The organism is Roseimicrobium gellanilyticum (genome assembly GCF_003315205.1).
Lineage (GTDB): Bacteria > Verrucomicrobiota > Verrucomicrobiia > Verrucomicrobiales > Verrucomicrobiaceae > Roseimicrobium > Roseimicrobium gellanilyticum.
The window spans coordinates 787,483-812,763 of the sequence record NZ_QNRR01000002.1 but is presented as its reverse complement, the minus strand read 5'-3'; the positions used below and the strand labels follow the sequence as shown (position 1 = coordinate 812,763).

Annotated in this window: 20 protein-coding genes; 12 read left to right on the top strand and 8 right to left on the bottom strand. The window is 60.1% G+C overall.

The window, feature by feature from the left end:
* Nucleotides 1–25: 25 nt before the first annotated feature.
* Entirely contained in the window at nucleotides 26–4,459 is a 4,434-nt protein-coding gene (locus DES53_RS32445) for a hypothetical protein (protein ID WP_147263285.1), read from the bottom strand.
* Nucleotides 4,460–4,735: 276 nt separating this feature from the next.
* On the opposite strand from DES53_RS32445, the gene DES53_RS08625 reads away from it, so the two are divergent.
* Nucleotides 4,736–5,578, top strand: coding sequence for a sugar phosphate isomerase/epimerase family protein (locus DES53_RS08625; protein WP_113957818.1), 843 nt, complete (start codon nucleotides 4,736–4,738; stop codon nucleotides 5,576–5,578).
* A 178-nt stretch (nucleotides 5,579–5,756) separates the two neighbouring features.
* Here the strand turns inward: DES53_RS08625 and DES53_RS08620 are convergent, their stop codons facing one another.
* Nucleotides 5,757–6,584, bottom strand: coding sequence for a tetratricopeptide repeat protein (locus DES53_RS08620; protein ID WP_170156959.1), 828 nt, complete (start codon nucleotides 6,582–6,584; stop codon nucleotides 5,757–5,759).
* A gap of 191 nt (nucleotides 6,585–6,775) precedes the next feature.
* A complete protein-coding gene (locus tag DES53_RS08615) occupies nucleotides 6,776–8,173 on the bottom strand; it encodes an SGNH/GDSL hydrolase family protein (RefSeq protein ID WP_113957816.1) in 1,398 nt (465 codons plus the stop codon).
* A gap of 249 nt (nucleotides 8,174–8,422) precedes the next feature.
* Between DES53_RS08615 and DES53_RS08610 the strand changes: the two genes are divergently transcribed.
* Together DES53_RS08610 and DES53_RS08605 are read left to right on the top strand one after the other, a co-directional pair.
* Nucleotides 8,423–9,127: an SGNH/GDSL hydrolase family protein gene (locus DES53_RS08610; protein ID WP_113957815.1), complete on the top strand. Its 705-nt coding sequence runs from the start codon at nucleotides 8,423–8,425 to the stop codon at nucleotides 9,125–9,127.
* Between the two features lie 50 nt (nucleotides 9,128–9,177).
* Nucleotides 9,178–10,224: a DUF6807 family protein gene (locus DES53_RS08605; protein ID WP_113957814.1), complete on the top strand. Its 1,047-nt coding sequence runs from the start codon at nucleotides 9,178–9,180 to the stop codon at nucleotides 10,222–10,224.
* Nucleotides 10,225–10,520: 296 nt separating this feature from the next.
* Here DES53_RS08605 and DES53_RS08600 read toward each other — a convergent pair whose 3' ends face one another.
* Nucleotides 10,521–12,569, bottom strand: coding sequence for a carbon starvation CstA family protein (locus DES53_RS08600; protein WP_113957813.1), 2,049 nt, complete (start codon nucleotides 12,567–12,569; stop codon nucleotides 10,521–10,523).
* A 260-nt stretch (nucleotides 12,570–12,829) separates the two neighbouring features.
* Here DES53_RS08600 and DES53_RS08595 point away from each other — a divergent pair, with 260 nt between their 5' ends.
* The 6 genes from DES53_RS08595 (at nucleotide 12,830) to DES53_RS08570 (ending at nucleotide 17,573) form a co-directional block, all read left to right on the top strand.
* Nucleotides 12,830–13,441 (top strand): M15 family metallopeptidase, encoded by a 612-nt coding sequence (locus tag DES53_RS08595; RefSeq protein WP_245958123.1) that lies wholly within the window; start codon nucleotides 12,830–12,832, stop codon nucleotides 13,439–13,441.
* Nucleotides 13,442–13,526: 85 nt separating this feature from the next.
* On the top strand, nucleotides 13,527–13,991 hold the full coding sequence (locus DES53_RS08590; protein WP_113957812.1) for a hypothetical protein: 465 nt from the start codon (nucleotides 13,527–13,529) through the stop codon (nucleotides 13,989–13,991).
* Between the two features lie 54 nt (nucleotides 13,992–14,045).
* Nucleotides 14,046–15,191 (top strand): glycosyltransferase family 2 protein, encoded by a 1,146-nt coding sequence (locus DES53_RS08585; protein ID WP_113957811.1) that lies wholly within the window; start codon nucleotides 14,046–14,048, stop codon nucleotides 15,189–15,191.
* A gap of 202 nt (nucleotides 15,192–15,393) precedes the next feature.
* Nucleotides 15,394–16,500: a ribosome small subunit-dependent GTPase A gene (rsgA, locus tag DES53_RS08580; RefSeq protein WP_113957810.1), complete on the top strand. Its 1,107-nt coding sequence runs from the start codon at nucleotides 15,394–15,396 to the stop codon at nucleotides 16,498–16,500.
* Between the two features lie 94 nt (nucleotides 16,501–16,594).
* Nucleotides 16,595–16,990, top strand: coding sequence for a BamJ family beta-barrel-assembly machinery protein (gene bamJ / locus DES53_RS08575; RefSeq protein WP_113957809.1), 396 nt, complete (start codon nucleotides 16,595–16,597; stop codon nucleotides 16,988–16,990).
* A gap of 112 nt (nucleotides 16,991–17,102) precedes the next feature.
* Nucleotides 17,103–17,573 carry an FKBP-type peptidyl-prolyl cis-trans isomerase gene (locus DES53_RS08570; RefSeq protein WP_113957808.1) on the top strand — a complete coding sequence of 157 codons (471 nt, stop codon included), beginning with the start codon at nucleotides 17,103–17,105 and terminating at the stop codon, nucleotides 17,571–17,573.
* Between the two features lie 29 nt (nucleotides 17,574–17,602).
* Here the strand turns inward: DES53_RS08570 and DES53_RS08565 are convergent, their stop codons facing one another.
* Both DES53_RS08565 and DES53_RS08560 read right to left on the bottom strand, forming a co-directional pair.
* Nucleotides 17,603–18,913, bottom strand: a complete 1,311-nt coding sequence (locus DES53_RS08565) for a hypothetical protein (RefSeq protein ID WP_113957807.1) — start codon at nucleotides 18,911–18,913, stop codon at nucleotides 17,603–17,605.
* A gap of 166 nt (nucleotides 18,914–19,079) precedes the next feature.
* The gene (locus tag DES53_RS08560; protein WP_113957806.1) at nucleotides 19,080–20,336 is read right to left on the bottom strand and encodes a Gfo/Idh/MocA family protein; all 1,257 of its coding nucleotides are present in this window, start codon (nucleotides 20,334–20,336) and stop codon (nucleotides 19,080–19,082) included.
* 198 nt (nucleotides 20,337–20,534) lie between these two features.
* Between DES53_RS08560 and DES53_RS08555 the strand changes: the two genes are divergently transcribed.
* Both DES53_RS08555 and DES53_RS08550 read left to right on the top strand, forming a co-directional pair.
* Nucleotides 20,535–21,407, top strand: coding sequence for an SDR family oxidoreductase (locus DES53_RS08555; RefSeq protein ID WP_113957805.1), 873 nt, complete (start codon nucleotides 20,535–20,537; stop codon nucleotides 21,405–21,407).
* A gap of 22 nt (nucleotides 21,408–21,429) precedes the next feature.
* Nucleotides 21,430–22,512, top strand: a complete 1,083-nt coding sequence (locus DES53_RS08550) for a DNA topoisomerase IB (RefSeq protein ID WP_113958141.1) — start codon at nucleotides 21,430–21,432, stop codon at nucleotides 22,510–22,512.
* A gap of 140 nt (nucleotides 22,513–22,652) precedes the next feature.
* Here the strand turns inward: DES53_RS08550 and DES53_RS08545 are convergent, their stop codons facing one another.
* Together DES53_RS08545 and DES53_RS08540 are read right to left on the bottom strand one after the other, a co-directional pair.
* Entirely contained in the window at nucleotides 22,653–23,483 is an 831-nt protein-coding gene (locus DES53_RS08545) for a sugar phosphate isomerase/epimerase family protein (protein WP_113957804.1), read from the bottom strand.
* The gene (locus DES53_RS08540; RefSeq protein WP_147263284.1) at nucleotides 23,480–24,877 is read right to left on the bottom strand and encodes a hypothetical protein; all 1,398 of its coding nucleotides are present in this window, start codon (nucleotides 24,875–24,877) and stop codon (nucleotides 23,480–23,482) included. The genes DES53_RS08545 and DES53_RS08540 overlap by 4 nt, the downstream gene beginning before the upstream one ends.
* 225 nt (nucleotides 24,878–25,102) lie before the next feature.
* On the opposite strand from DES53_RS08540, the gene DES53_RS32875 reads away from it, so the two are divergent.
* The gene (locus tag DES53_RS32875; protein WP_170156958.1) at nucleotides 25,103–25,255 is read left to right on the top strand and encodes a hypothetical protein; all 153 of its coding nucleotides are present in this window, start codon (nucleotides 25,103–25,105) and stop codon (nucleotides 25,253–25,255) included.
* The last annotated feature ends 26 nt before the right edge of the window (nucleotides 25,256–25,281 follow it).

Here is a 25,281-nt window from a genome sequence, read left to right as displayed (position 1 = left end):
CAGGGGAAGACGGGCAAAGTAGGTCTCACCTTCCCTGCCAGAGATAGCCAGCGCTGTTGCCTTCGCCGTAGACATGGATGTCACCGGAGGCTTTCGCCGCGGCACTCGCTTCATCCATGGAAACGGGACGTGCCAGCCGCTTCTCCAACTCCATGGCGAGCATGGGATAGCTGATGAGACGGCGGGCCTTTACCAAGTCGCGCATCACCTTTTCCAGACTGGGTGGACTGGCCACTTCAGACATCACGGCGGCAGGAATGAGAGGTTCGGCGACATGCATCTCCTCCTTGGCAAAAACGGCAACACGACGGCTGCCCTCGGGAGCATCACGTTCCTGATGGTACTCGCGCAGGCACCGAGCCAGCCACACCATCGCCTCATGTGATGGCGATTGGGACAAGGGCTCTTCATCTTCGTGCGGAGGATCGGCATGCCCATTCGCATGGGATTTCCCATTGGAGTGTGCATGGCCATTGGCGCTTCCATTGCCGTTCGCCTTGCCCTTGGCATCTTTGCCCTTCTTGGGATGCAACAGCTCAGCGAGCCGGGTCATGGCTTCATTGCTGAAGGACCATGGCTGCGTCGGATACTGACGCACAGAAGCAGGCGTCGCCAGGAAAGGCGGTACCGCAGGAGATGCAGGAGCCACTTTTGCGACTGGTGCAGATACCACAGGCGCGGGAAGCGCCACGTCTACAGGTGCAAGTGACCGCACCCCTGCCGCCGGTACAGGGGCAGGGATTGACTCGGGTATCTTCGCTTGCTCAACCACCACCGCAGGCTCTGTCTTCACAGAGTCCACGGTTTCCTTGACCTGAGTGGTCTCAGGGCTGCTGGTTGCGCTCGTTTTATTTTCGACTGAGGCGTCTTTCGCGGGTGACGCCTCAGTCAGCGATTTTTTTGGCGGCTCCTCGGCGGGTCGGACCGCAGCCTCCGGTGCATCATTGTCGCTTAAGGGAACGACAGCGACGGGTTCGGTGCTCTTGGATGCGGCTGCAGGAGCTGGCGCTGGAGCACCGGGAGCTTTGGGGCCTGGGGGACCGCCTGGCGGAACTGCTCCGGCAAGGCGGGCAGCGGTCGCTGCCGGCATGGGACGCCGCGGTGCGGAAGGAGCCGCAGGTGCCGGAACTGGAACGGCCTCCTTTTTGGAGAACATTTTTCCGATGCGTCCGAAGAACCCTGCCTTCTCCTCTGCAGGAGAGGTCGGTGCGGCACTCGGTGCTGCGGGTGCCGAAGCTCCACGGGGACCTGGTCCCGGCTGAGCTGGCATGGGCCCTCTGGCCGTGGGGGCACCGGGAGCTCCGGGACGCGGGGCCGGGGTGCCGCTTCCCCCTGGCGTCGGTCCGGTGGGACGGCCCGGCACACCGGGTTTCGGGGTGCCTACAGCTGGGGCGGCAGCGGGACTCTGGCGGGATACGGGCGAACCTGTTCCGCTGGGAGCGGGTGCTGGCGCCACTGGCTTCGCTGCGACCGCGGGAGGTGGCGCGGAAGGCTTGGTCGGTGCTCCCGCATTCGGCGGAGGCACGGCACCGGCGGGACGAGGTATCTCTCCTCCGGGGCGCGCAGGCGACGGAACGGTAGGACGCAGGGGGGCGGCCGCAGCAGGCGCTGCAGCGGCCGTGACAGGCTTGGGTGACTCGTCATCTGCCGGTGCTTGAGTCTCCGTGTCCGGAGAGGGTGACGCTGCGGGACTTCCAGATGGAAACGCCTTCTGTCCAGGCTTGGGTTCCACCGTGCCCTGCGTGGGCTCCGCACTCTGAGGAGGTGCGGGCTTCGGAGGCGCGGAGAATCCCGTCGGTGGTGGGATGAACTGGGCAAAGGACTGCGGAGGCGCAGGTGGAGGAGCAGGAGCCGGGAGCGGTGCAACCGGGGCCGGAGCGGGAACTGGTGCAGGCGCAGGCGCGGCAGGTGCTGGCAAAGGCCCGCGAAGATCCGGTCGTACCGCAGGTGCACCGAGGATATCACTCACGGACGCAATCACGATTCGGTCGGTGTCCGGGCTTACCGCTGCCGGAGCCATGTAGGCAGGAGCAGGAGCGGGTGCAGGTGCTGGCGCAGGCGGTGGTGCTGCGGGAGCTGGAGCGGCAGGGGCCATCGCTGCAGGAGCCGTGACAATCGCTGGCGAGGGCGCTGGAGCAGAAGGCACTGCTGGCGCAGGAGCCGGCGCCGTGACGAGCGGAGGCTGCGGCGACATGGGCACCACAGGCTTCAAGCCTGAAGGCGGTGGGAAGGTCATGGGCGCAGCACCCGGAGCCGGGCTCTGCACAATCCCATCCACACGCGTTGTGATCTTGATGGCCGTCTTGTGGATCGGCGCAGTCTCTTCCGGCGCCTTGAGCCCATTTGCCGAAGCTGCAATGGCAGGTGCCGGGCTGGGAGCGGTGTTCGCACCTGCCAGGGAACCGGCTCCAGAGCTAAGGAAAGATGGAGGGACGTACGCTGGAGCTGCCATCGGCTGAGGAGGCGGGGCCGAAGCGGGGGCAGGCGGCTGTATGGCACTCCGCGGCATGATCACCGTAGGTGCCTCATGCGACTGGAGCGCTGCGGTGGTGACGCCGGTCCCAAGTTCGGGAGGCAACGTGGAGGCTACTGGCTCTCCCAGCATCGCGCTGTAGACCGGCACGAGCCGGTCGAAAACATAAGCCAGCACCTGCTCGGGAGTGTATTCAATGTCTCCCTGGCACGCCTGAAGGTAAAGTTCCCAGCCTGCATACACCTTAGAGAGATCTCCCGCGTTCAGCGTGTAAACACGGAATGCTTCCTTCCCAGACGCCTTGTTAGACTGCACGTGTGCCGCCTGATTATCATGAGGCACTGCCCCCTGACCTTCGATGCGCAGTGCGACGACACCAGCGTCGGGACTTTCTGCCCGAAGAGCCGCTCCCTTTCGGAAAATGGCCTGCCAGACGAGTGTGTGAGAACTTGGCTCCAACACGATGTAGCGATGCGCTCCCGACTTGCTCTTCCAATCGGCAACGTAGGAGGCCACATCGGTACGGCAAGCCGAGGCCGCAAAATCGGCACCAGCCTTTGTGGGAACGGTGAGCAGTGCCCAACGCAGAGCATCGGCACGGAAGTCCTTGGACTCGCGTGGATCGCTTTCGATCTGATTGCGCTCCTGGGCGAAAAGCTCGCCCAACATCAGCTTCGGCCGCGGCGGCTGAGCCAGCGCGGCAGGCACGATTTCTTCATACCGCTGCTCGCAACGACGAAGGAAATCGCGGGGCGACAGAACCGCGTTGCCAAATTGGTAGGCCACCCAGTCAGGAGACAGGACGAGGTCTTGGAGCTCGACCGGAAGGCGGGTCTGGCGCAGACGATTCAGGGCAAGTTCCCTGCCCTGCATCTGAGACAAGCCGGTGAGCTCAATGCCTGGAAGGATGCGGTCACGGTCGGCGACCTCTATGGAAGGGGAAAGCTGGGTGTTCCAGATCTCCTGATTCGCCGTGACCACGGTGAACTGCGCTCCTTCACACTGCACCAGGTCAGAAAGCATGCCCCCGAAGGCGCGGGCCAGCCCGGGCACGCGGCCAAATACTTCCGTCTGGTCAAAGCAAATCACGAACGGACGGAAAAGCCGGCCCAACGTGAGCAGGTCCAAGACACGGCTGCGGGCCATGGAATTGCGTGCTGCAATGCCTCCCTCCGAGTCGACACCGTCCGTGGACAGCAGGCCGAGGGGCTTCGTCACAAGTTCGATCATCGGGGTGCGCGCACGCATCCACTCGAGGCACTGATCACGCAGTGCCGTGGCACCACGATTGGCGGCAAAGCGGCGCAGCACACGGAGCCATGCCTGAGGGCGGGTGGTACTGCCGAGGTGATTGCCGGTCGCCTGGTTCAAAGACTTCAGCACGCGACTTTCGCGGCTCTCAGACTCTTCATACCGTTGTAGCATGTCGCTGGCCCAGAGCCCCCAGTTGCTCTGCGGATCACCCAAATCCCATTTCACGAAAGTGCGGTTCCGCAGACGATCCTTCACGAATTCCGGGTCACCGTATTCAAACTCTCCGCTGTCGAGCAGCGAAATCAGCACCGAGGCGAAGACCCCGTGGGCGAAGGCGTCAAGCTGGGAGGGCGGGTAGGTGCCACGATCCCTGATTTCCTCCTCTTCCTCACCGGTGAATTCCGGAGCCAGCATCTCCTGGATGATGGTGTGCAGGAGCGAAACCCAATGAGTGTCCGGGTCGCTGAAGGGACGCACGTAGATCTGAGTGGCCCGGCGGCCCAGTTCTCTATAGAGACGGCCCGTGAGGTGCGACTTGCCGTAGCCACCACTGGGTGAAGTCACCAAGTGTATACGGCCGCCACGACGCGGCGGCAATTCCATCGCCGTAAACGCGCCTACAAGACGTTGAAGAGCCTGATCGTTCAACCCCTGCACCGAGGGCTCTGCCCGGCGGGGGGAGGTCACAATCTGATCAGAGAAAGGGTTCAGCGGCACGACTACAGAACTCATGGCTAAAATGACGGTTTTTTTTAAGATGGGGACTCGATCTTAATCAAGATCGCAGAACGACACACGAACAAACTTTTCTTTGTGCAGGGAAAATGCACGATGCACAACCTGTTGCCGCCGTTGCGGGGACACAAGGTGCACTGGCTTCAAAATTGCATACGTACGGGTTTGGCCCATGGTGCCACAACTTCCCGCTGGACTTTGGCAGGGGCCTCCGCCAGCATCGCGCTCTTCGCTTTTCCGAAGATACGCAACCCAAACATACGACACGATACCATGGCCAAAATCGAATTCGGGTCCCAGGTCTACACCTGGTTCATGCAGGGCACCGGCTCCGCCTACGACAACAAGCTCGATCACATGATTAAAGTGGCCGCTGAGTCCGGCTTCACCAGCATCGAGCCCATGGTTCTGGAGCCCTTCCCCACGTACTGGCTGGGCGACTTCAAGGATCCTGCCAAGCTGAAGGACACCCTCGCAAAACACAACATGAAGCTGGCCGGTCTGGCCCTCGTCTGCGGCTGGAATGATGAGAAGGAGAATGATGCCGAGCGCGCCGCTGCCGACTATGCCATCGCCACGCTGAAGCATTTCCCCGGCGCGAAGCTGGGCACCGTGCCCCTCCCCAGCAACCGCAAGAACCTTCAGGAGCGCCGCATGAACCTGGCGAAAAACGTGAACGCCGTGAGCCGCCGCGCCGTGGATGCCGGTCTCGTCTGCTCCTTCCACCCGAACAGCCCTCCCTCCTCCGTGGTTCGCACCCAGGACGACTATGACGTGGTGCTCAACAGCATCGACCCGACGGTCACGGGCTGGACGCCGGACGTGGGCCATATCATCCGTGGCGGCATGGATGTCATCGAGACCATGACCAAGTGGGGCCACCTGGTGAACCACATCCATTATAAGGATTTCTCCGGAAACGGTCCTGAACCTTGGGCTCAGATGGGCACCGGCAAGCTCGACTTCCACAAGATCACCGAGTGGCTCACCCTCCGGAATTACGAGGGCTGGATCATCTGCGAAGACGAGTGCCACGACGCCATTGGCGACCCGGACGGCGTGACCCGCCAGAACGGCGAGTGGTGCAAGGAGAACCTCCTGCCGCTGGTGGGCTAGGCTCCGCTATTCCAAGCATACTCAAGCAAGAAAAGCGCGACCGGTGGGTCGCGCTTTTCTTGTCTTGACTCAGCTCCTACTGCTGAGAGACCGCGGCGGGAGGGATGAGTGCCTTGGATACAAGAGCGGCCCATCCTGCGAGTCCTTCCCCTTGAAGCGTATCCCTTTGGCCTGCCCGTCAGTTCTTCTTGCCGGATGCCTCACTCCATTTGAGGCGCATTTCCTTCCTGTAGCTCAGCAAAAACTCAGAAGGGTGCGTCAGCCCCTCCTCCATGTTGATGGCCTTATCGAGTAGACGCAGGGCCTCCTCGGTCTTCCCGCGCTTGAATTCGATTTCTGCAAGTCGGGCCCAGCAGTGGGCCTCCTGAGTTGAGTCGCCCTCATAAACCAGACGATTGAACTCTATTGCCTTCTCAAGGTGAGTCTTTTCGCCCTCATATTTCTCCATGCGATTGTAGAGCCAAGAAAGCTGGTTGTGTGCATTTAGGTGGTCGATGGGTCGGGAGGTCTGCCCCGTCTCAACCTGCCCTAGAACCATCCTAAAAGCAGCTTCGGCGGCACCGTAGTTTTCTGCGTCGACGTGCAACCGTCCCAAATAATCCCACATGCCGCTGAGACTCTGATTGCCCGACGGTGATAACTCGATGGCCTTCGACACATGCTCAATCCCTTTCAGACGGTCACCAGCCTGGACAGCGGCGGTCCCACGCTCCCACTGCTCTTCCCAGTCGGGCATGGAGGCCAGAGTGAGTTCGGGAACGAAGAGGACTGCGGTCAAAAGTGATACAGCGCCATCCAGCCACCATGCACCATGCTGGGTGCGGAGCTGGAGAAGACTCTGAAAAACCCAGCCGTAGGAAAACCACAGGAGACCGCCCAGGAAGAACATTGAGCCCCCACCCGATCCACCTGAAGCAAACATGAAACTCCGGCTAACCGGATAGTCCAACCAGAAGAATATGTAGAACACCATCCCTCCTTGCGGGTCTCCGCTGGCGGCGACCACGAGCGCAAGAAGCAGGAAAAGGGCCGAATGAAGGCCTCCAAAGACGAGGCCAAGGAGAAATCGACGCGGACTTTCCTCAGTGACGGTCATGCTGGCTCGGGTTCTGCCGACCACTCAATGCTGAACCGGGGTCAGGACATGGGCAACCAAGAAAATTGGTGTCATGCATGGGGGCGCGCGATCGTTTCACCTCACATCCCACCTTTGGGAGCGTCGCCTTCCACGATGACCACCTTCTGAATGTAAAAGGGCACGTCAGAGGTGGGTGGTTTGGCAAAGGAACGGAAGATCCCCACGAAGGCCAGGGTGGCATCGGCTGGCACCGGGCAGCCGGCCATGACGATCCATTTCCAATTGTCACGCGCAAATTGGGTTGAGCCAGTGACGCGGTCGCTGGAGTTCGTGGTGAACTTCACCTGGATGTCTTGCTCGGCTTCCTTCGGCACATAACACAGTACGGCAAGGCTGATGGTCTTTCCCCTCACCTTGGCTAGGGTCACGCCTGTGATGCTGATCTGCAGGCCGTCATTCTGCTTCGTGCCGGTAAGGGCTAGCGAGTACGGCGCCTGACGGAAGGTGTGTTCCGTGTCCTTGCGCGCAACAGCCCCATTGATGAGCCGCCAGTTCGCGGGCAGTTCTGCCGTCCAGTTGGCGAGATCGCCATTGGCGACCAGAGGTTCCGCAGCCTCATTCGCCCAGCAGGTGGTGGGTACCTCCGCTTGGGGCTCGGTGGATTCCCACGCGGCGACCAGTCTCTGGTAGATCAATTCATAGCCGCGTGCGCTGGGATGCACATTGTCCTGGTAAAGGTCGCCGCCCTTCTTTTGCTCGATGAAGGGTGCGTGGCCATCGATGAGCGTCAGCACGGGCATGGCCTCTGCCGTGGAGAGCCACCAATCACGCACCCGGTCGTAGCCGTCATTATCCCGCCAGGGATTCTGAATGATGGCGGCCTGAGGCGCTTTCGGAAACTCCATGCCCACCCGGCCCAGGGGTGCCAGGAAACCACCGCGTCCGTTGGGGAAGTCTTTGGGTGCGAGCGCCGCTTGATGATTGTGGCCGTGATTCCAGAGGATGAGATCCGGTGCTTCGTTGTTCAGCGGTGCAATCATGTTTGCCCATCGAGAACCATCGATCATGGCCTGGGCCACGGAGCCTGGCAGCACGGCATTGAGGATGGTGAGAGAGGCCTTGGACGTACCCTCCGCGATGACGATGGGCTCACCGTACATTCGTGGGCCGGTCGGTGCCTTCATCTCCCACTCCGCCCAATAATATTCCACGGCGCGATGGGACGGAAACTGGGTCGCCAGCCAGCGGAGGAAACGTCGGGTGCCGGACACATCCTTGTATCCCGTGCTGTCGGAAATGATGAGCAGGGTGGCAGACTTCCCCTCCCCGAGCTTTTTCTTGAGCGGTGAGAGCGCATTCACCGCCGGGAGCGCCGGGGTGTCCTTGACTGGGAGTGTCTGTCCCACCAACGGAGCAGCGGAGCAACCTGCGGCAAGCTGAACGAGGAAGGTGCGGCGTGGAATGGAAGTGAGGTGGCCGGGCATGATGGAGAAAATAGGCGAAGGCGTGTCTCGCATGAGAGTGGGTTGACGCAAGGGCCGCAAGGTCAAAACGTTTGTGCCGAGGGATGACGAACGCAGGCAGCTTAACGTAGCTCGCGAGTCCCTTCGCGAGGACTTTCTGGTTAGCTGGCTTTGATGACTCACGAAGGGACTCGCGAGCTACGTTGCGCAGGGCGCATCTATAAAATCCCATCCGGCCGCAATGAAAGGGTGGCGGAATACGTTGAACAAAGCCTCCTGCAATCCGCCTGCTCTACATCCCTCATGAGATTTCTCTGTGCCATCCTGCCGCTCCTCTTCCTCGCAACTTCAGCGTCCGCCCAAGTGAAGGATGCCAAGGAAACCGACAAGCGCCTGCCTCCGGGAAAGGGCGGCTGGGGCGTGCGTGAGGCTGAGGTGAAGGACGCGTCCCTGCCGCGTGTGTTGTGCATCGGTGATTCCATCCTTGGCGGCTACCTGGAAACAGTACGCAAGGATCTGGATGGCAAGGCTAACGTGGATGCCTGGGTCACACCTGTGTCCCAAGCTTCTGGGGAGCTTCCCAAGGCCATCGCGGAGATCCTGGCTGCGCACAAGTATGATGTCATTCACTTCAACCTCGGTCTGCATGGCTGGCAGAAGGGACGCATCCCGGAGGGCAAGTTTGAGCCGCTGACCCAAAAGATGGTGGACAATCTCCGTGCGGGCGCGCCCCAGGCAAAGCTCATCTGGGCCAGCACCACACCTGTGACGGTGAAGGGCAAGCCGGAGGAACTGGATCCGGTGATCAATGCCACGATCCTCGATCACAACCGCATGGCGGCAAATGTCATGAATACCAGCAAGATCCCCATCAATGACCTCTATTCACTGATGGCAGACAAGCTCTCGCTCGCGAGCGGAGACCAGTTCCACTGGAAGACCGATGCCCGCGTGATGCAGGGCCACGCTGTGTCCGCAGCCATAGAGCAGAACTTGCCCAAGAAATAAACCGTGCTCTCCTCCCCTTCCCTTCTTCGCAAACGATTCACTTTGTCCTTATGAAACTGAAGCACCTTTCTTATCTCCTCTTCCTCGCCTTCGCCGCGACCGCGCCGGCGGCCGACTCTTCGCTCAAGGAAACTTCCGGCCAGCATCTCGATGTGATACGTGATGGCAAGACCATCGCCCGCTACATGACGGCGCATGACAAGTCCACGCCCGAGAAGGCGCACGAGACCTACAAGCCGTATCTGCACATCTTCGACGCGGCAGGCAGCGGCCCGATCACCAAGGGCGCGGGCGGTGACTTCACACACCATCGTGGCATCTACCTTGGCTGGAACAAGATCACGGTGGACGGCAAGACCTACGATCGCTGGCACATGAAGGGTGGCGATCAGGTGCATGAGAAGTTCCTCGAAGAGAAAGCGGATGGCGGCACGCTTTCCATCACATCGCTGGTAAAGTGGGATGGCGAAGCGGGGGCTCCTCCGATTCTCCAGGATGAGCGCACCTTTTCCTTCCCGCCCGCCAGCGCGCCCTTCTATACGGTGGTGGATGTGACCCACAAGGTGAAGGCGCTCGTCGGCGACACCATCCTCAGCGGTGATCCAGAGCACGCCGGTCTTCATTACCGCCCCGCGCAGGAAGTGGATCGCTCGAAGACGATGTACATCTATCCGGTGGAAAACGCGAATGCGCACAAGGACCTCGACTATCCGTGGTTCGGAGAGAGCTACAGCGTAGGCGGCAAGACCTACAACGTGGTTTACCTCAATCACCCGGACAATCCCAAGAAAGCCCGCATCTCCGCCTATCGCGACTATGGTCGCTTTGGCGCATTCTTCGACACTGCCGTAAAGAAGGATGAAGTGCTCACGCTGAAAGTGCGCTTCCTCATAGGCGAAGGAGAACTGCCTTCCGCAGATGTGATTCAGAAGGCGTGGAACGAATACACCGGCAAGAACGAGCCCACGCCGAAGAGCACCCTGAAGCCTGCCGAAGGAGCCGGCAAGACACCGGGCGGCAACAAGCCGAAGCCGAAGGCGGATGCGAAGGCTGGAGATAAAGGTACCAAGCCTGCCGCTGCAGAGAAGACGAATTAAGCGTCAGGACTTCACGAACCTTTTCAACTTCGAATGCGCGTCCTTGCCTTGGTGGCGGGACGCGCGTTTGTTTGGTGACGACAGAGATCGGGCAGCTACATGGAGTGCTGGAGCTTGCTCCAGCTTTTGGGAGCAGAGCTTGCTCTGCGTGAAGCTACCCATTGCTTCCATCCGCCAAATGTAGTGGCCTTGTCCGTGGAAGGGAAAACTCGCCGAGCTTAGGAAAAAAATGCTCTGACTCGCGATCGCAGCCAGAGCATTTCTGAAAAGGCACTTCTGCCGTTTGCGGCCCGGCCCTACACCCGCTCCAAGTCCGGCAACGCCACGTACGGGTCTTCCTTCAGCACCACTTTCTTCGCACCGCTCAGCAGGCGAACCCATTCATAGAGGCAGCCGAAGAAGATGACGCCGACCGCCAGGAGGAAGAAGCCCGTGACAGCCACATTCACCTGGAAATTGAACTCCAGAGCGGACCACACCTTCATCTGCGCTTCGGTTCCTCCCTTGGCAATATTTGCAGCCGCTTCATTGGCGCCCGCGATGAAGCCCATCTTGGGATCCTTGTCGAAGATCTTGATATAGCCCGCGGAGAAGGTGGCGGACATGAGGAACAGGAGCGGCAGCACGGTCACGGCCATGTAGCGCGCCTTGCCCATCTTGATGAGCACCGTGGTGCCAAGACACAAGCCAATGACCGCGAGAAGCTGGTTGGCAATGCCGAAGATGGGCCAGAGGGTGTTGATGCCGCCAAGCGGGTCCACCACACCCATGTACAAGAAGTAACCCCACGCGGCCACGAGCAGTGCGGAGGCGAAGACGTTCGCCGGCCAGCTTCGGGTATTGCCCAGAGGCTTCCAGATGCCCCCCATGAAGTCCTGGAGAATGAAACGCCCCACACGCGTGCCCGCATCAATCGTCGTCAGGATGAAGAGCGCCTCGAACATGATGGCGAAGTGGTACCAGAATGCCATCAGCCCGTCACCGAAGGCGCGCGCGAACATGTGCGCCATGCCTACCGCAAAGGTCGGAGCGCCGCCCGCACGGCCGAACATGGTCTTCTCACCAATGTCGGTGGCAAGCTTGTTCATGCCATCCACGGTCACAGGGAAGCCTGCCGCCGTGATGGTCTCCACCACCTTGTCAGGGGGCAGGGTCTTGTTCATGCCGGCGTTGATGGCGAAGTACTCACCGGGCATCAGCGCGCAGGCAGCGATGAGGGCCATGAGAGCCACGAGCATCTCGGTAACCATCGCACCGTAGGCGATGCTGCGGATGTTGTCCTCCCGGTCCAGCAACTTCGGCGTGGTGCCGGAGGAAATCAGCGCGTGGAATCCTGAGATGGCACCGCAGGCAATGGTGATGAAGACGAAGGGGAATACCGTGCCCGCAAAGACGAGACCCGTGCCATCGACGAACTTCGTCAGCTTCGGCATGTGGAGCTGCGGGGCCACAAAAATGATCGCCACGGCAAGCACGGCCACCGTGCCGATCTTCATGAAGGTGCTCAGGTAGTCTCGCGGGGCTAGCAGGAGCCACACCGGCAGTACCGACGCAGCGAAGCCGTAAATCATGATGGCCAGGGCGTGCCACTCACCGCGATGATCGAAATAGTGGGCGATGCCCCATTCAGGCAGCTTGCTGCCCGCCCAGACACTGACCAGGAGGCCGACAATGCCGAAGATGGTCACTCCCCGTACGCTCACCTTGAAAATGGTGTGCGCGATGCCCATGATCAGCGCGAGCGGGATGGTCATGGCAATCGTGAAGAGGCTCCAGGAGCTTTCCGCCAGGGCTTTCACCACCACCAGGCCGAGCACGGCCAGCAAGATGGTCATGATCCCGAGTACGGAGATCATGGCGACGATGCCCACCACGGGATTGATTTCCTCCTTGAGCATCTGGCCGAGGGACTTCCCCCCGCGGCGGATGGAGGCAAACATCACAATCGCGTCATGCACCCCACCACCGAGGGTGGCGCCGATGAGGAGCCAGAGCATGCCGGGGAGGTAGCCAAACTGGGCAGCAAGCACCGGACCCACGAGCGGTCCAGGACCGGCGATGGCGGCGAAGTGATGGCCGAAGACGACCCACTTGTTGGTGGGCACATAGTCTTTGCCATCCTTCTTGGTGTAAGCGGGCGTGGCACGCTGTGCGTCCAGCACGAGCACCTTGGTCACCAGCCACTTCGAGTAGAAGCGGTACGCCACGGCGAAAGTGCACAGTCCCGCAACCACCAGCCAGAGGGCGTTGATGGTCTCACCCTGGTGCAGGGCAGAATACGCCACCGATCCCGCGCCGAGCGCAGAGATGCCAAACCAGAGGAGAATACGGAGAAATTTCGACATGAGAATTCAAAGGCTAACGGCACGGGAAACCACTTTCAAGCGGCAAAGACATGTAGGTCGGTCAGCGGCTTCCTTGGACACGGGATTCTCATGAAATGTGCTAAGGTTTCCCCATGACTTCCCTCCCAAGGCTGCTCCCACCGGTCATGATGTGCCTGATGCTGCTGGTAGCGCTGCCGCTGCCACCCCGCCTCGCCGCGGATGATTCCAAGCCCGCGCCACCGCCTTCCCCTACTTCCTTCAAACCGGGCCACGAGTTCGTGGAAGTCTCCTCGATGATCCCAAGCATAGTGATCTCCTTGCCGTACGCCACCGATCAGAATTTTTTCAAAAAGAGATTTTATGCATCGAACACCTGTCTGCTGCGCCGTTCGGTGGTGGACCGACTGGCTGCGGTGCAAAAGGAGCTGGCCGCTCAGGGACTCGGGCTGAAGATCTGGGACGGCTACCGTCCACGTTCGGTGCAGTACGAATTCTGGAAAACGCTGCCGGATCCAAACTATGTCGCGGATCCTGTGAAGGGCTCCCGCCACAATCGCGGTGCAGCGGTGGATCTCACACTCATCGATCTCATGAGCGGGGAGGAGCTTCCCATGCCGACCGGCTACGATGATTTCACCCCGAAAGCCGCGGCCGATTTCAAGCTCGTTTCCCCCGAGGTCCTGAAGAACCGGACGCTACTTCAGGAGGTCATGGTCAAGCATGGATTTGTGATCTTCCCCAGCGAATGGTGGCACTTTGATGCGAAGGGATGGGAGGAATTCCCACTTGAAAATTTTTCTCCAGAGGAATATGTAAAGTCCCAAAATGGGTCACAAAAGTCGCAGGCGAAAACACAAGAGTACAAGGCCCTGAATTCACCCAAAAACTAATAATCAGTGTGCCTAAAAACCTGTCTATGGCGGGCTAATAAAGTTACCTGCACGGGCGTCGTGTGCGCAAATACAGCGTCCACACGTGCCCACGATCGAACTCATTTCCATCGACTGTCCAGAAGCTCCCCCGCTTCCGAGGTACCCCACGTTTGCGTGCCGTACGGAGCAGGACCTTGTCAGCCGCCGGGGGCTTTTTCAGCCCACCTTCGACGAATTGAGCGGCGTGATGGTCAACCTTGCCAATAAAGAGCTCGAAGGCGCAAAGGGCGCTCCCTATGCCGGTACCGTGATGGATTGGCCCTGCGACGATGCCCTGCTCTTCCGCTCGGAAACTCGCGACGATGTGATGGACCTCATGCAGCGCCTTCTGGAGGCCTCGCCCCGGCACTGCCTGGCCTTTGCCGCCGAATACCAGTTCGGCGGGGAAAGGCGTGAGTGCGGAGAAGTGTCCCTCTCGGAGTTCTTCCAGCTCCACGACAGCCACGCCCTGCGGTACAATTGCCTGTGGTATGTGCGCAGTGACAGCCGGAATGGCAACGGCCACTGAGGAAAAGTAAAATAGCCTTGTTGCATTCCGGCCATTTGCTACAAGCAGTCGGTAATGCCAATCACCGTCCTCATCCCGGCGCTCATGCCGTCGGGGCAGCTTCTGTCAGTCGTCTCCGCCCTCTCCGCGGATGACCGGGTGAACCGGATCATCCTGGTGAATGATGGCAGCGGGCAGAAGTACGAGGAGGTATTCGAGGCGGCCGCGAAGGATCACAAGGTCGTGCTGCTGCGTCATGCAGCCAACCTGGGCAAGGGGGCTGCACTTCGCACGGGCATGAACCACTTCCTCTGCACGGATACGGCGAACAGTGTGCTCGTCACCGCCGACGCCGATGGGCAGCACCTGCCGGTGGACATTCTCAAGGTGGGTGAACGCGCCATGCAGACTCCGGCCGAACTGGTGCTCGGCTCCCGCGGATTCTCCGGGGACGTGCCGCTGCGCAGCCGCTTTGGGAATACCCTTACCCGTTCGGTGTATCAGGGCCTCATGGGGCCTTGTCTTACGGATACCCAGACTGGGCTGCGGGCCATCCCGCGCTCGCTCATGGTCTCCCTGCTTCATGTGCGGATCAACGGGTACGACTTCGAGATGCAAATGCTGGTGATGGCGGCCCGCGAGCGCATGACCATCACCCAGGTGCCGATTGCCACGGTCTACATTGAGAACAATCGGGACTCGCACTTCAATCCCCTGCTGGATTCCATCCGCATCTACTATGTTTTTGTGCGGCACCTCTCGGTGATGCTGTTGTCGCTGCTGGGTGACTTCCTTGTATTCCTCTGCGCCACGATCGCTGGAGGAAGCCTGGGCCTGGCCATGGTGTTGGGGCGTGCGGCTGTCTTTGTGGGGCACCTCATCGCTGGGCGAATTCTGGGGCTGCATCTACGCTCCGACTGGGGGCGGCGCCTTGCGCGGTTGGCCCTGCTGCTGGGTTGTCTGGGGACCGTGGCCTATCTTGCAATCGGATTTGTGGCGCATACTCCGGACAACTGGGAGCGTCTCTTGCCTGGGGTCCATGCGTGGACCTTGGTAAAGCTCGCGATCACAAAGCTGTTTGTAGAGCTGATGCTTTTGGCCGCCACCGTCGCGTTTCAACGAAACAGCGCATCTGGCGAGCACTCGGTGCTCGCCCCCGCCCCCGCCAATGGGCCGCAGAAGGTGGGGAGCGAAGCGGCCTCCCTCGGAGGCACTCCGTAACTGGCTCACGCCCGGGACCTCACCGGATCCGAACCCCTTTCTCCCATTACGGTCCCTATTGCAGAATGCAGTGCTCTTCTCGTGGCATCCCGGCCACTGCGGAGATGCGAATTCTTAGGTCCACTTTGCCAGCCGGTCGCGCCTGTACTTCCCGGTTGGAATTCGCGACTTGTATCGTAGTTTAGCTTTCCCCGTGTGATTAATGACCCTCGCTGACCTAGGCTGGAACGAAGCTTTCGAGAAGGAGTTTGCCCCATTCCAAAAGAATGGCTGGGTGCCTGCGCGTTTGATCCGCGACAACAAGATCACTTACGGCGCTCTCATCGAAGACGGTGAGGGTGGCTATGACGATGTGGAGGTCGTGATGAGTGGCAAGGTGTATCACGACGCGGAGTCGGATGCCGCCTTGCCTGCTGTAGGCGACTGGGTGGCGCTGGATCTGGGCGGCGAAGGTGAAGACACCGTCATCCGCGCGCGCCTGTCCCGGCAGACCTGCCTCTCCCGCAAAGCACCCGGCAATAGCGCGGAAGAGCAGGTCATCGTGGCCAATGTCTCCACCGTAGTAGTGGTTACAGACGCGGGTCCCGATTTCAATCTCCGGCGCATGGAACGCTACTTCGCGGTGATTGCCCGCAGTGGCGCCAGGCCGGTGGTGCTGGTGAACAAATCCGACCTCTATACAAAGCAGGAGAACGAAGAGGCGGCGGCGGCCATTCGCGAGCTTTCATCCGAGGTGGATGTGCACATCACAAGCGTTAAGAAGCACCGCCCACTGAAAGAGTACTTCAAGAAAGGGCAGACCATTGCGCTCATAGGCTCCAGTGGTGTGGGCAAGTCAGCCCTGGTGAATGCCATCTTCGGCGACGAGTACCAGTGGACCGGTGAAGTGAACGAAACCACCGGCAAAGGCCGCCACACCACCACGGCCCGCGAGCTCATGGTGCTCCGCAAGGGCGGTATCCTGGTGGACAATCCTGGCATCAAAGAAATACAGATGTGGACGGATGAGACCACACTGAGGGATCGCTTTGTCGACGTGGATGATCTCGCCGCCCAATGCAAATTCCTCGACTGCAAGCATGGCAAGGATACGGGCTGCGCCATCCGCGCTGCCGTGGAAACCGGCGCTTTGGATGCTGGACGCTATGAGGCCTACCTGAAGCTCGACAGCGAAATCGCCAAGCTCCGCGCCCAGCGCAAGAAACGCCAGATGACCATCGAGCGCCGTGCCAAACGCGACCACAGGATCAAGGCGCGCAACCCGGTGGATCGCCGCGAACTTGAGCACGACCTGAAACCGCGGGCCTGAGCCAGGCAAATGCACACCGTCCTTGCCGAAGTCCCGCTGCTCGGTAGGCTCCGCTTTCCGTCAGTACCCGTTCAATCCTCCAACATCGATTCCCATGTCCGACATCGCACTCGCCAAAGGCGAAAAGTTCCTCGCTGAAAACGCCAAGAAAGAAGGCGTAGTCACCACCGCCAGCGGCCTCCAGTACAAGGTCATTACCCCCGGAACGGGAAAATCCCCCAAGGCCACGGATACGGTGCTGGTACACTACCGCGGTGAACTGATCAGCGGCGTCGAGTTCGACAGCTCCTATGCCCGTCGCGAGCCGATCGAATTCCCCCTGAACGGCGTGATCCGCGGCTGGACGGAAGGCGTGCAGCTCATGCAGGAAGGCGCGAAGTATCAGTTCTTCATCCCCTCGAAGCTCGCCTACGGCAGCCGGGGTGCGGGGCGCGACATCGGTCCGAACGAGGCGCTCATCTTCGAGGTGGAACTCCTCAAGGTGTACTAATCCCTTCAAGATAAACATCGACCTCTCAGGGCGATCTGCTAGAAAGCTGCGGAGCAAACTCCGCGGCTTTTTTGTTTTCGGAGCTTTCCGTCTTCACACCTCTCCAACTCCCATGAAACGCCTCTGCACTCTCCTTGCGGCCACCGCCGCCCTGGCATCGTGCTCCTCACCGGAGCCTGCAAAGCCAGCCCCGACTCCCGCTCCACCCGCTACGGAAGGTCCACTGTCCCCCGGCAGCACGACGGCCGGCTACACCACCACGGCCTCCGGACTGCAGTACAAGGTGGTACAACCTGGCTCCGGGCGCCGTCCCACCGCCGCCAGCACGGTCACGGTGCACTACCGAGGCACGCTGCTCAATGGCACGGAATTTGACAGTTCTTATAGCCGGGGTGTGCCCGCCACCTTCCCCTTGAACGGTGTGATCCCGGGATGGACAGAGGGCCTCCAGCTCATGCAGGAAGGGGCGCAATATGAATTCGTCATTCCCTCCCACCTCGCCTACGGCACTCGTGGCGCTCCCCCGGACATAGGTCCGAATGAGACGCTGCGCTTTGTGGTGGCGTTGATTCGGGTGGAGTAGCCACCAAACGCACTTGGCCGCAGCCCGCTTTACTTCGCGGGTGCCGGCTTCTTCTCAGGCTGTGACTCGACCACCTCGCCACCTGAGGGCAGGCACAGTCCGTCGCGAATCTTTTCGAAGAATTTGCCGTTACCCGAGGCGTGGATGAAGAGACGCTGTTTGCGGCGCTTGAGCGTCCTCAGCACGGTTTCCATCTGCGCATCGTCGACCTGATCCTGGAAATCAGAGAACCAATAGAGCGCGTCCGCTTCGCCCAACTCGCGAGCCAGCAGAGCGATCCATGCATACTGGATGCCCTGGCTCTTCATGAAGTACGTTTCTGAGCGGTTGTGCATGAGGCTGAACACCGCCTCCTCCTGGACGGGCCCTTGCTTGGGGTCAGGCGGTGGACCTCCAGCAGGAGTCTTGGGAGGATGGCTCCTCCTCCAGAAGACTTCGAAGTTCTTGTCATCATCCTTGCTCTTGCTGCTGGTCTTGATGGCGTCCTTGTCCAGGCGCTTGTCCTTGGGCGTCGCCACGCCGCATCCGACGTAGAGCATCACGCGGCTGCCGGCGGCCACGCGGTCCAGTTCCTTCACCACCTTGGTGAGGTGGGGTGTCATGGATCCTGATACATCAAGGATCACGGCAATTTTCCGTGCCTTCAGATCCTTCCCGAACATGACGATGGGTTTGAAGGTGACGCCCTTCATGCCTCCAATCCCCTGCCCGGTGCCAAATCCACCACCGGCGCCGGAGGATCCGAATCCACCACTGCCCATGGCCCCCCCGCCCATCATGCTGCTCATCTCCGGCATGTCGATGGGATCCTGCGGCATGTCCGGCAGGCTGATGGCAGCTGTGCTGTTGAGGGAGACAATCTTCTGCATCGGCGTGGTCTGCCGCAAAGAGTTGCGCTTCTTCATCTGCACCGTGTTTGCCAGTGCCTGCGAAGCTTCCTGCCCCGCCTTGCTTCCACCACCCGGGAGGAAATCCACCGGCTTGTCTCCGGTAACGACGGTGGTGACAATCAGCGTCGCAACGGCCAGCAAACCTGCATGAATGGCGAGGCTCAGCAGGAACGAGCCTGCTCCGATTTTTTTCCAGTACGTGGAGAAAAGGCCGGGTTGCTTGACGGGCGCAAAGGAATGGCCTGCTGCCAGTGGCACCTGATCCACCACGGAAACAATGGTGGCCTCAACCTTCGAGGGAGCCGGGGGAATGACCGGCATCGCTCCCGGTGCCGTGGGGTACTCAGGGATGGCTTCCGAAGAGGTCGGCGTCAGGTTCTGGATGGTAACTGCGGGCTTGGTGCTTGCAGTATCTCTTGGAGAAGCAGGATTTCCGTCGGCATTCATCATCACGCACTACGGTTATGCCTTGGATTTCTTGGAAGAAACAAGGCAAATCGGACGACAATTTCCACGGTGGATAATGCGTGACCATTCCGCGCAGAACCGCTACGATCTGCGCTCAATTTTTATCCGCGAATGCGGTGCCTTGGGGTCAGCTTGGTCCTTCTTCGCATCAGACCATATTCACAGGCACGGACTTTCCTGTCTTCGCCGCCTCTTCGATGGCCGCGATGATTCGCATATCTGCCAGCCCCATCGATCCGGGTGTAAGGATGGGCTTGTCATGCAGCACCGCATCTGAGAAGCCATCCATCTCCTCGGTAAAGTGGTTTACTTGAGGGATGAGGAGCTCAGATTTGGCTGCATCGCCGCCCTTGGCATCCCCTTCTCGCACCCACAGTTTGAGGCCCCGATAGCTGAAGGCGGGATCCATACCAATGGTGCCTTTCGCACAATGCACGGTGTAGAAGCGGCTTTCCGCAGTGCCGAACGAGCAATCGCAATGCGCCAGCGCTCCTGAAGGATAGCGCATCTGGAAGCTCACACTCTCAGGCACCTCGCGAAATCGATCATCATCGCTGGGTTCGTGCATGTACGCGCTCACCTCCACCGGTTCCTCACCAATGACATAGCGTGCCGCATTGATGGAGTACACACCCACATCACCCAGCGGACCTCCTTTGAGCGTGCCACTCAGGCGGATGTTCGGAGCCTTCACATCCTGGCAGTTGGAGGACACAAAGGTCTTCACCGCGCCGAAATTCCGTTCCTGGCAAAGGTACATGACCTTGCGATTCAGGGGCTCGTAGTGCAGCCGGTAGGCCACTCCGAGTCTTTTGCCCGTGGTATTGGACGCAGAAATCATGTCCTCCGCCTCCTTCACATTACCCGCCATGGGCTTCTCACAAAGGACATGCTTCCCAGCCTTGAGCCCGCGAATGGTGAACTCCGCATGCATGCTGTTGGGCAGCACGATATAGATGACGTCCACGCGCTTGTCCTCGGCCAGCTTGTCGTAGTTCTCGTAGCTGTAGATGGCGTCTTCAGCAATGCCATACGCCCGAGCCACACGGCGCGCCTTATCTGGATGGCCACTGACCAGCGCGGTCGGCTTTGAGAGTTTGCATCCACCGAAGGCCGGCATGATTTCTTCCAGAGCCAACTGCCCCAGACCCACGATGGCCCAGCCCAGCGTCCGATCCGGTGCATCAGGCACATCGAGGTCGGGTGGTTGCTTGTCCGGCGGCGCGAGTGGCACGGTGCCTCCACCGTTGTTCTTGCCTGGCGAAACTTGACGTGCAGCACTCTTGGGCTGCGAGGGGCGAGGTTCATCTGCAGCCTGACCTTGGCCTTGGAGAACAGCAAACGTCCCACCCGCCAGACCCAGTGTCTGGCCGAGAAACTGCCTTCGATTGGAGTAGGTTTGCATGGCGGTAACGGGGTTACTTCGTGAATCGGATGCGCGGTGGGCGGCGATTGCACGGAGGCCGAATTCTCAAGGCCGCGTGGCCATCGGCCGAATGCCACCACCCAGCCATGCCTGCTCGCTGTCCCGATAACAGGACATCAGACCACGAGGTCTGCGGGGCCTGACCCCGATGAAACTTCAGCCTTTCTCCTTACGACCATGGCCCAGATGCAGCAACAAGAGAAGCCCGTTCGGCCACCTCAAATCCAGACGCGGCAACCTGGACTCGAGTCAGTCATGGAGCCCGCACCACACGCAGAGCCGCGCCATCGCGCACGCGAACCGAAGCTCAAGGATCGTGTGGCTCTCATCACCGGTGGAGACAGCGGCATTGGACGCGCAGTCGCCCTGGCTTTTGCTGCAGAAGGCGCGGACGTGAGCATCGTCTATTTGAATGAAGACGAGGACGCCTCCGAAGCCGCCAAGCTGGTGAAGAAACTCGGCCACCGCTGCCTCACCCACGCTGCTGATATCGGTGATGAAGCAGCCTGCAAGCAAGCCGTGGAAGCCGTGGTGCAGGAGTTTGGCCGCATTGACATTCTCGTGAATAACGCTGCCGAGCAGCATCCCCAGGAGAACTTCGAGTTCATCTCCGCGGAGCAGGTGGAACGCACCTTCCGCACGAATGTGTTCTCGATGTTCCACCTCGTGAGGGCCGCGCTGCCGCATATGCAGAAGGGCAGTGTCATCATCAACACCACCTCCGTCACGGCATATCGCGGCAGTGCCTCACTGGTGGATTACGCGTCCACGAAGGCTGCGATTGTCGGCTTCACACGCTCCCTGGCGCACTCGCTGGTGAAGCGCGGCATCCGGGTGAATGCCGTGGCCCCGGGCCCCATCTGGACGCCGCTCATTCCCTCGACCTTCCCGCCTGAGCACGTCTCCACCTTCGGATCGGATGTGCCCATGGGCCGCGCTGGTGAGCCGAATGAAGTGGCCCCGTGCTATGTATTCCTGGCAAGTGATGACTCCTCCTACATGACCGGGCAGGTGCTGCATCCCAACGGTGGGGAGATCGTCAATGGATAAGCGTGCTCCAGAGCTGGCCCTGATGTCAGTGCCCCCTGTGGAGCTGGAGGAAGCAGGGCTGCGTTTTACCAACGATGACCGTCCGGGCTTGCGTCGTGTGAAGAAGGGGAACGGTGTCTTCTACGAAGACGCGAAGGGAAAGCGTGTGCGCGATGCCGATACGCTGGACCGCATCAAGAGCCTCGTCATTCCTCCGGCGTGGACTGATGTCTGGATCTGTCCCCAAACCAATGGGCATCTGCAAGCCACTGGACGCGATGCACGCGGACGAAAGCAGTACCGCTACCATCCGCGCTGGAGGCAGGCGCGAGATGAAACGAAGTTCCACCGCATCCTCGCCTTCGCGCGCGCTCTGCCCAAAATTCGCCGCCGGGTGAAGCGGGATCTCCGCGCTCGGGGCATGGAACGCAACAAGGTGCTGGCTACCGTGGTTCGCCTCTTGGAGGCCACGCTGATTCGCATCGGCAATGATGAGTACGCGAAGCAGAATGGATCCTACGGGCTGACTACGATTCGTAATCATCACGCCAAGGTGAAGGGCAGCACGATCAAGTTCAGCTTCCGGGGAAAGAGCGGGAAGAAGCATGACATCGACGTGAAGGAACCCACGCTCGCACGTGTGGTACGACGGTGTCAGGATCTGCCGGGACAGGAGCTCTTTGCCTACGAAACGGAGACAGGCGTGCATGACGTGGGTTCGTCCGAGGTGAATGCGTACATCCGCGAGATCTCCGGGAGTGACTTCACGGCAAAAGACTTTCGCACCTGGGCCGGCACCGTGCTTGCGGCGATTGCATTGCGCGAGTTTGAGTCTTTCACCTCGCAGGCGCAGGCGAAGAAGAACATCGTGACTGCCATCGAAGCCGTGGCCAGCATGCTGGGGAATACTCCGGCAGTCTGTCGCAAGTGTTACGTGCACCCTGCCATCCTCGATTGCTACCTGGAGGGCGCCACCATTGAGACCATCAAGCAGAAGCTGGATCCGGCTGTGGATTCAGGGTTGAGGAACTTGAAGGCGCAAGAAGCGGCGGTGGTAGTGCTGTTGGACAAGCGGCTGCATGCGGGGAAGCGGAAGACGAAGAGGAAGCACGCAAAGGGAAAATAGCAGGAAGATTGGTAACGGGAGCAATCCAAACCGCACGATGCATATCATTTCCATCCTCGCTCTTCAGACTCCGAAGTTCTTCTGCGTTTCCGTGTCTCTGCGTTGAATCCAATGCACGTAAACACACCCACCCCACTCTCCTACGCCCCCACCCCACGCAGATATTCCTTCGCTCGCACGGCCCGCTCCAGAATCACCGAAGTAGACTCATGCTCGTCTCCCGCTAGCTCCAGGATGAGCCCGCCCTCAAAGTGATTGTACCGCAGTTCATCCGCCACCCATTTCCAATCAATCACCCCTTCGCCGGGCGGCAGGTGGGAATCGTAGTTCCGCTTGTTGTCATTCACATGCAGCATCTTCAGGTGACCTGAGAAGGTGGGAATCACACGACCGAGTTCACCCGCGAGATTGGCATGCCCTGTGTCTAGGCAGATGCCCACGCCTGGTGTCTTGATTTCACCGAGCAAGAACATGAGATCACTGATATGGCCGAAGAGCAGGTGTGGCAGCATGTTCTCCAGCATCAGCTTGACGCCGAGCTCGCCGCAATACGCGCCCACGCGGTTGAGCGATCTCCCGGCATGCTCCATGTGCGCCAGGAATTCCCCCTGCGGCGGACGACCTTCCCGCTCGGGACCAGGATGCAGCACGATGTGCTCTGCTCCCATCCACGAAGCCGCCTTGCATGCCAGCTCCAGCTCGACCACCGCCTTCTCACGGACGCCTTCATCCAGCGAGGTGATGTCGATATGGTTCGCGAAGGGCGCGTGAAAGGAATACGCATTGAGCTCCAGGTCACGAATGCGATCACCCGCACGACGCACGTCTTCCTCCGAATGGTAGTTCAGATGCATGGGAAAGGAGCAGATTTCGATGTCATGAAATCCGCTCGCCTTCACATCCTCCAGGATGGTCATGATGTTCCGGCGGTAGAAGCAACCGGTGGACAGACCAATGAGCCAGGGATTCATCGGTGTTGGCGTTCGATGAGGGATTCGTAGTGCAGGAGCAGGCAGCAGCCGGGGTCCTCCGGCGCGCAACAGAAGCCCTTCTCCTGCGTGGAAGCGCAGTTGTAGTCCTCCAGCCGGTCCAGACGGGTCTCGTACTGCCCGATGAAGTTCCTCACGTAGAAGTCGGCACGGGTGGCCGTGTCGTAATCGTTCCAGTTTACGCCCCAGCCGAACTCGGGTTTTTCGAAGCGCGAACGGATGTATCCGGCGATGTGCCTGGGATGCCAGCCCTGCGCCAGAAACGTACGGGCCACGAGCTGCATGCCGGCAGGCTTCAGCAGGAGATCATTGGGATTCTGCACAATATGTCGGACGCATGGCGGGAGTGGGTCCATGGGCGTGTGGTCGTAGGTATCTGGCCAGCACTCCACGGGATCGTGTTTCGTGGAATAGTAGTACTCGTGGAAGTGGCGCAGTCGTGAGGCCATGTACTCATGGAAGAGTTTTGTGGAGCCCAAGGTCTGGTCTGGGATACGCACACAGGCCCGCCGTGCCAGGTCGCGCACCTCGGACTCACTGCGACGTACTTTCAGCGCCATCTGCACGTCCATTTCATGAAGTGGGATCGCGCGCAGAGTCTGGGCGGGCTCTCCTGTCGGCAGCAGGCCGGTGAGTTCCATGAGCTTGGGCTTGCGATAGTTCGTGAAGGGAAGCCGCACCATCCGAGTGTGGAGGGGATCACCGTACTCAGAGATATCGATGGAGATGAACTCCCGCCTGCGAGAGCCACGATGATCCACGTGCACTGCAGTGAGCTCAATGGGAATGCTGCACGAGGCGCGCGCCTCCTCCTTCACGCAATGGGCGACATACTCCATGATCAGCCCCACCCCGCTGAAGACCTCCTGCATCTGGGGCGTGATGCGTCCCTGAAGGAACGGCGGCACACGTGCCATGCATCGCTCCGTAAGTTCCGGCGTGGGAGAGAGGGCCTCGATTCTCTTCGCAAGGTCCGAATCGCGATCAATTTTCCAGACAAAGTGATGCCCCTGGCCCGTGATGAGATGCAGCGGCTTGATGCCCCAGCGCAGAAGTTGTGCCTCAATGGCTCTCACCACGGGCTCCTGCAGGCCAAAAGCGCGCTCCGGATCCTCATAGGCCTCGGCCGGATGCGCGAAGCTCACGTACTCCACATCCAGATGCATGAGGATTGCCGCTGAATCCGCCAATGATCGGGCAATATCCAGATTGTTCCCGAGGAACCAATCGATCTCCGAGGGCAACCGGAACATGCGGGGATCGAGTTGGACGCCATCGGAGCAAGTCAGGTACACCGCCGAAGTCTGGCCAGCGACATCTTCCCCGAGAAACTCCATCAGCCGTGTCCTGACCACAGGATCCGCGTAAAAGGACACAGCGCTGTCTTCAAAAACCGCATTCACATCGTTTTCACCTTGGAAATCGGCTGCGTCGAAGGCTCCGGATGGGTGCGAGAATGCGCACGTCCAATACCCTTCCCAAGGCCGGTATCGCCTTCCAGCCATGGACGACAGCAAAAGGAATGACACCGAAACGGCCTTTCCGTACAATCGGCGCGATGCGCCACGCATCGCCCGTCAAACCTCCCCAGACCTCCCACCATGAAAATCACCAAGAGCATCGGAACCCTCCTCCTTGCCATCTATCTCATCCTCCAGGGCCTCGTCGGGCTGAATGTGGGCTTTCCTCAGATTCAAGTCATCATGGCCATCCTCGCCCTCGTGGCCGGCATCTTCCTGCTTGTTGGAAAATGATGGAAACCAGAAGACGGTCAGCCACG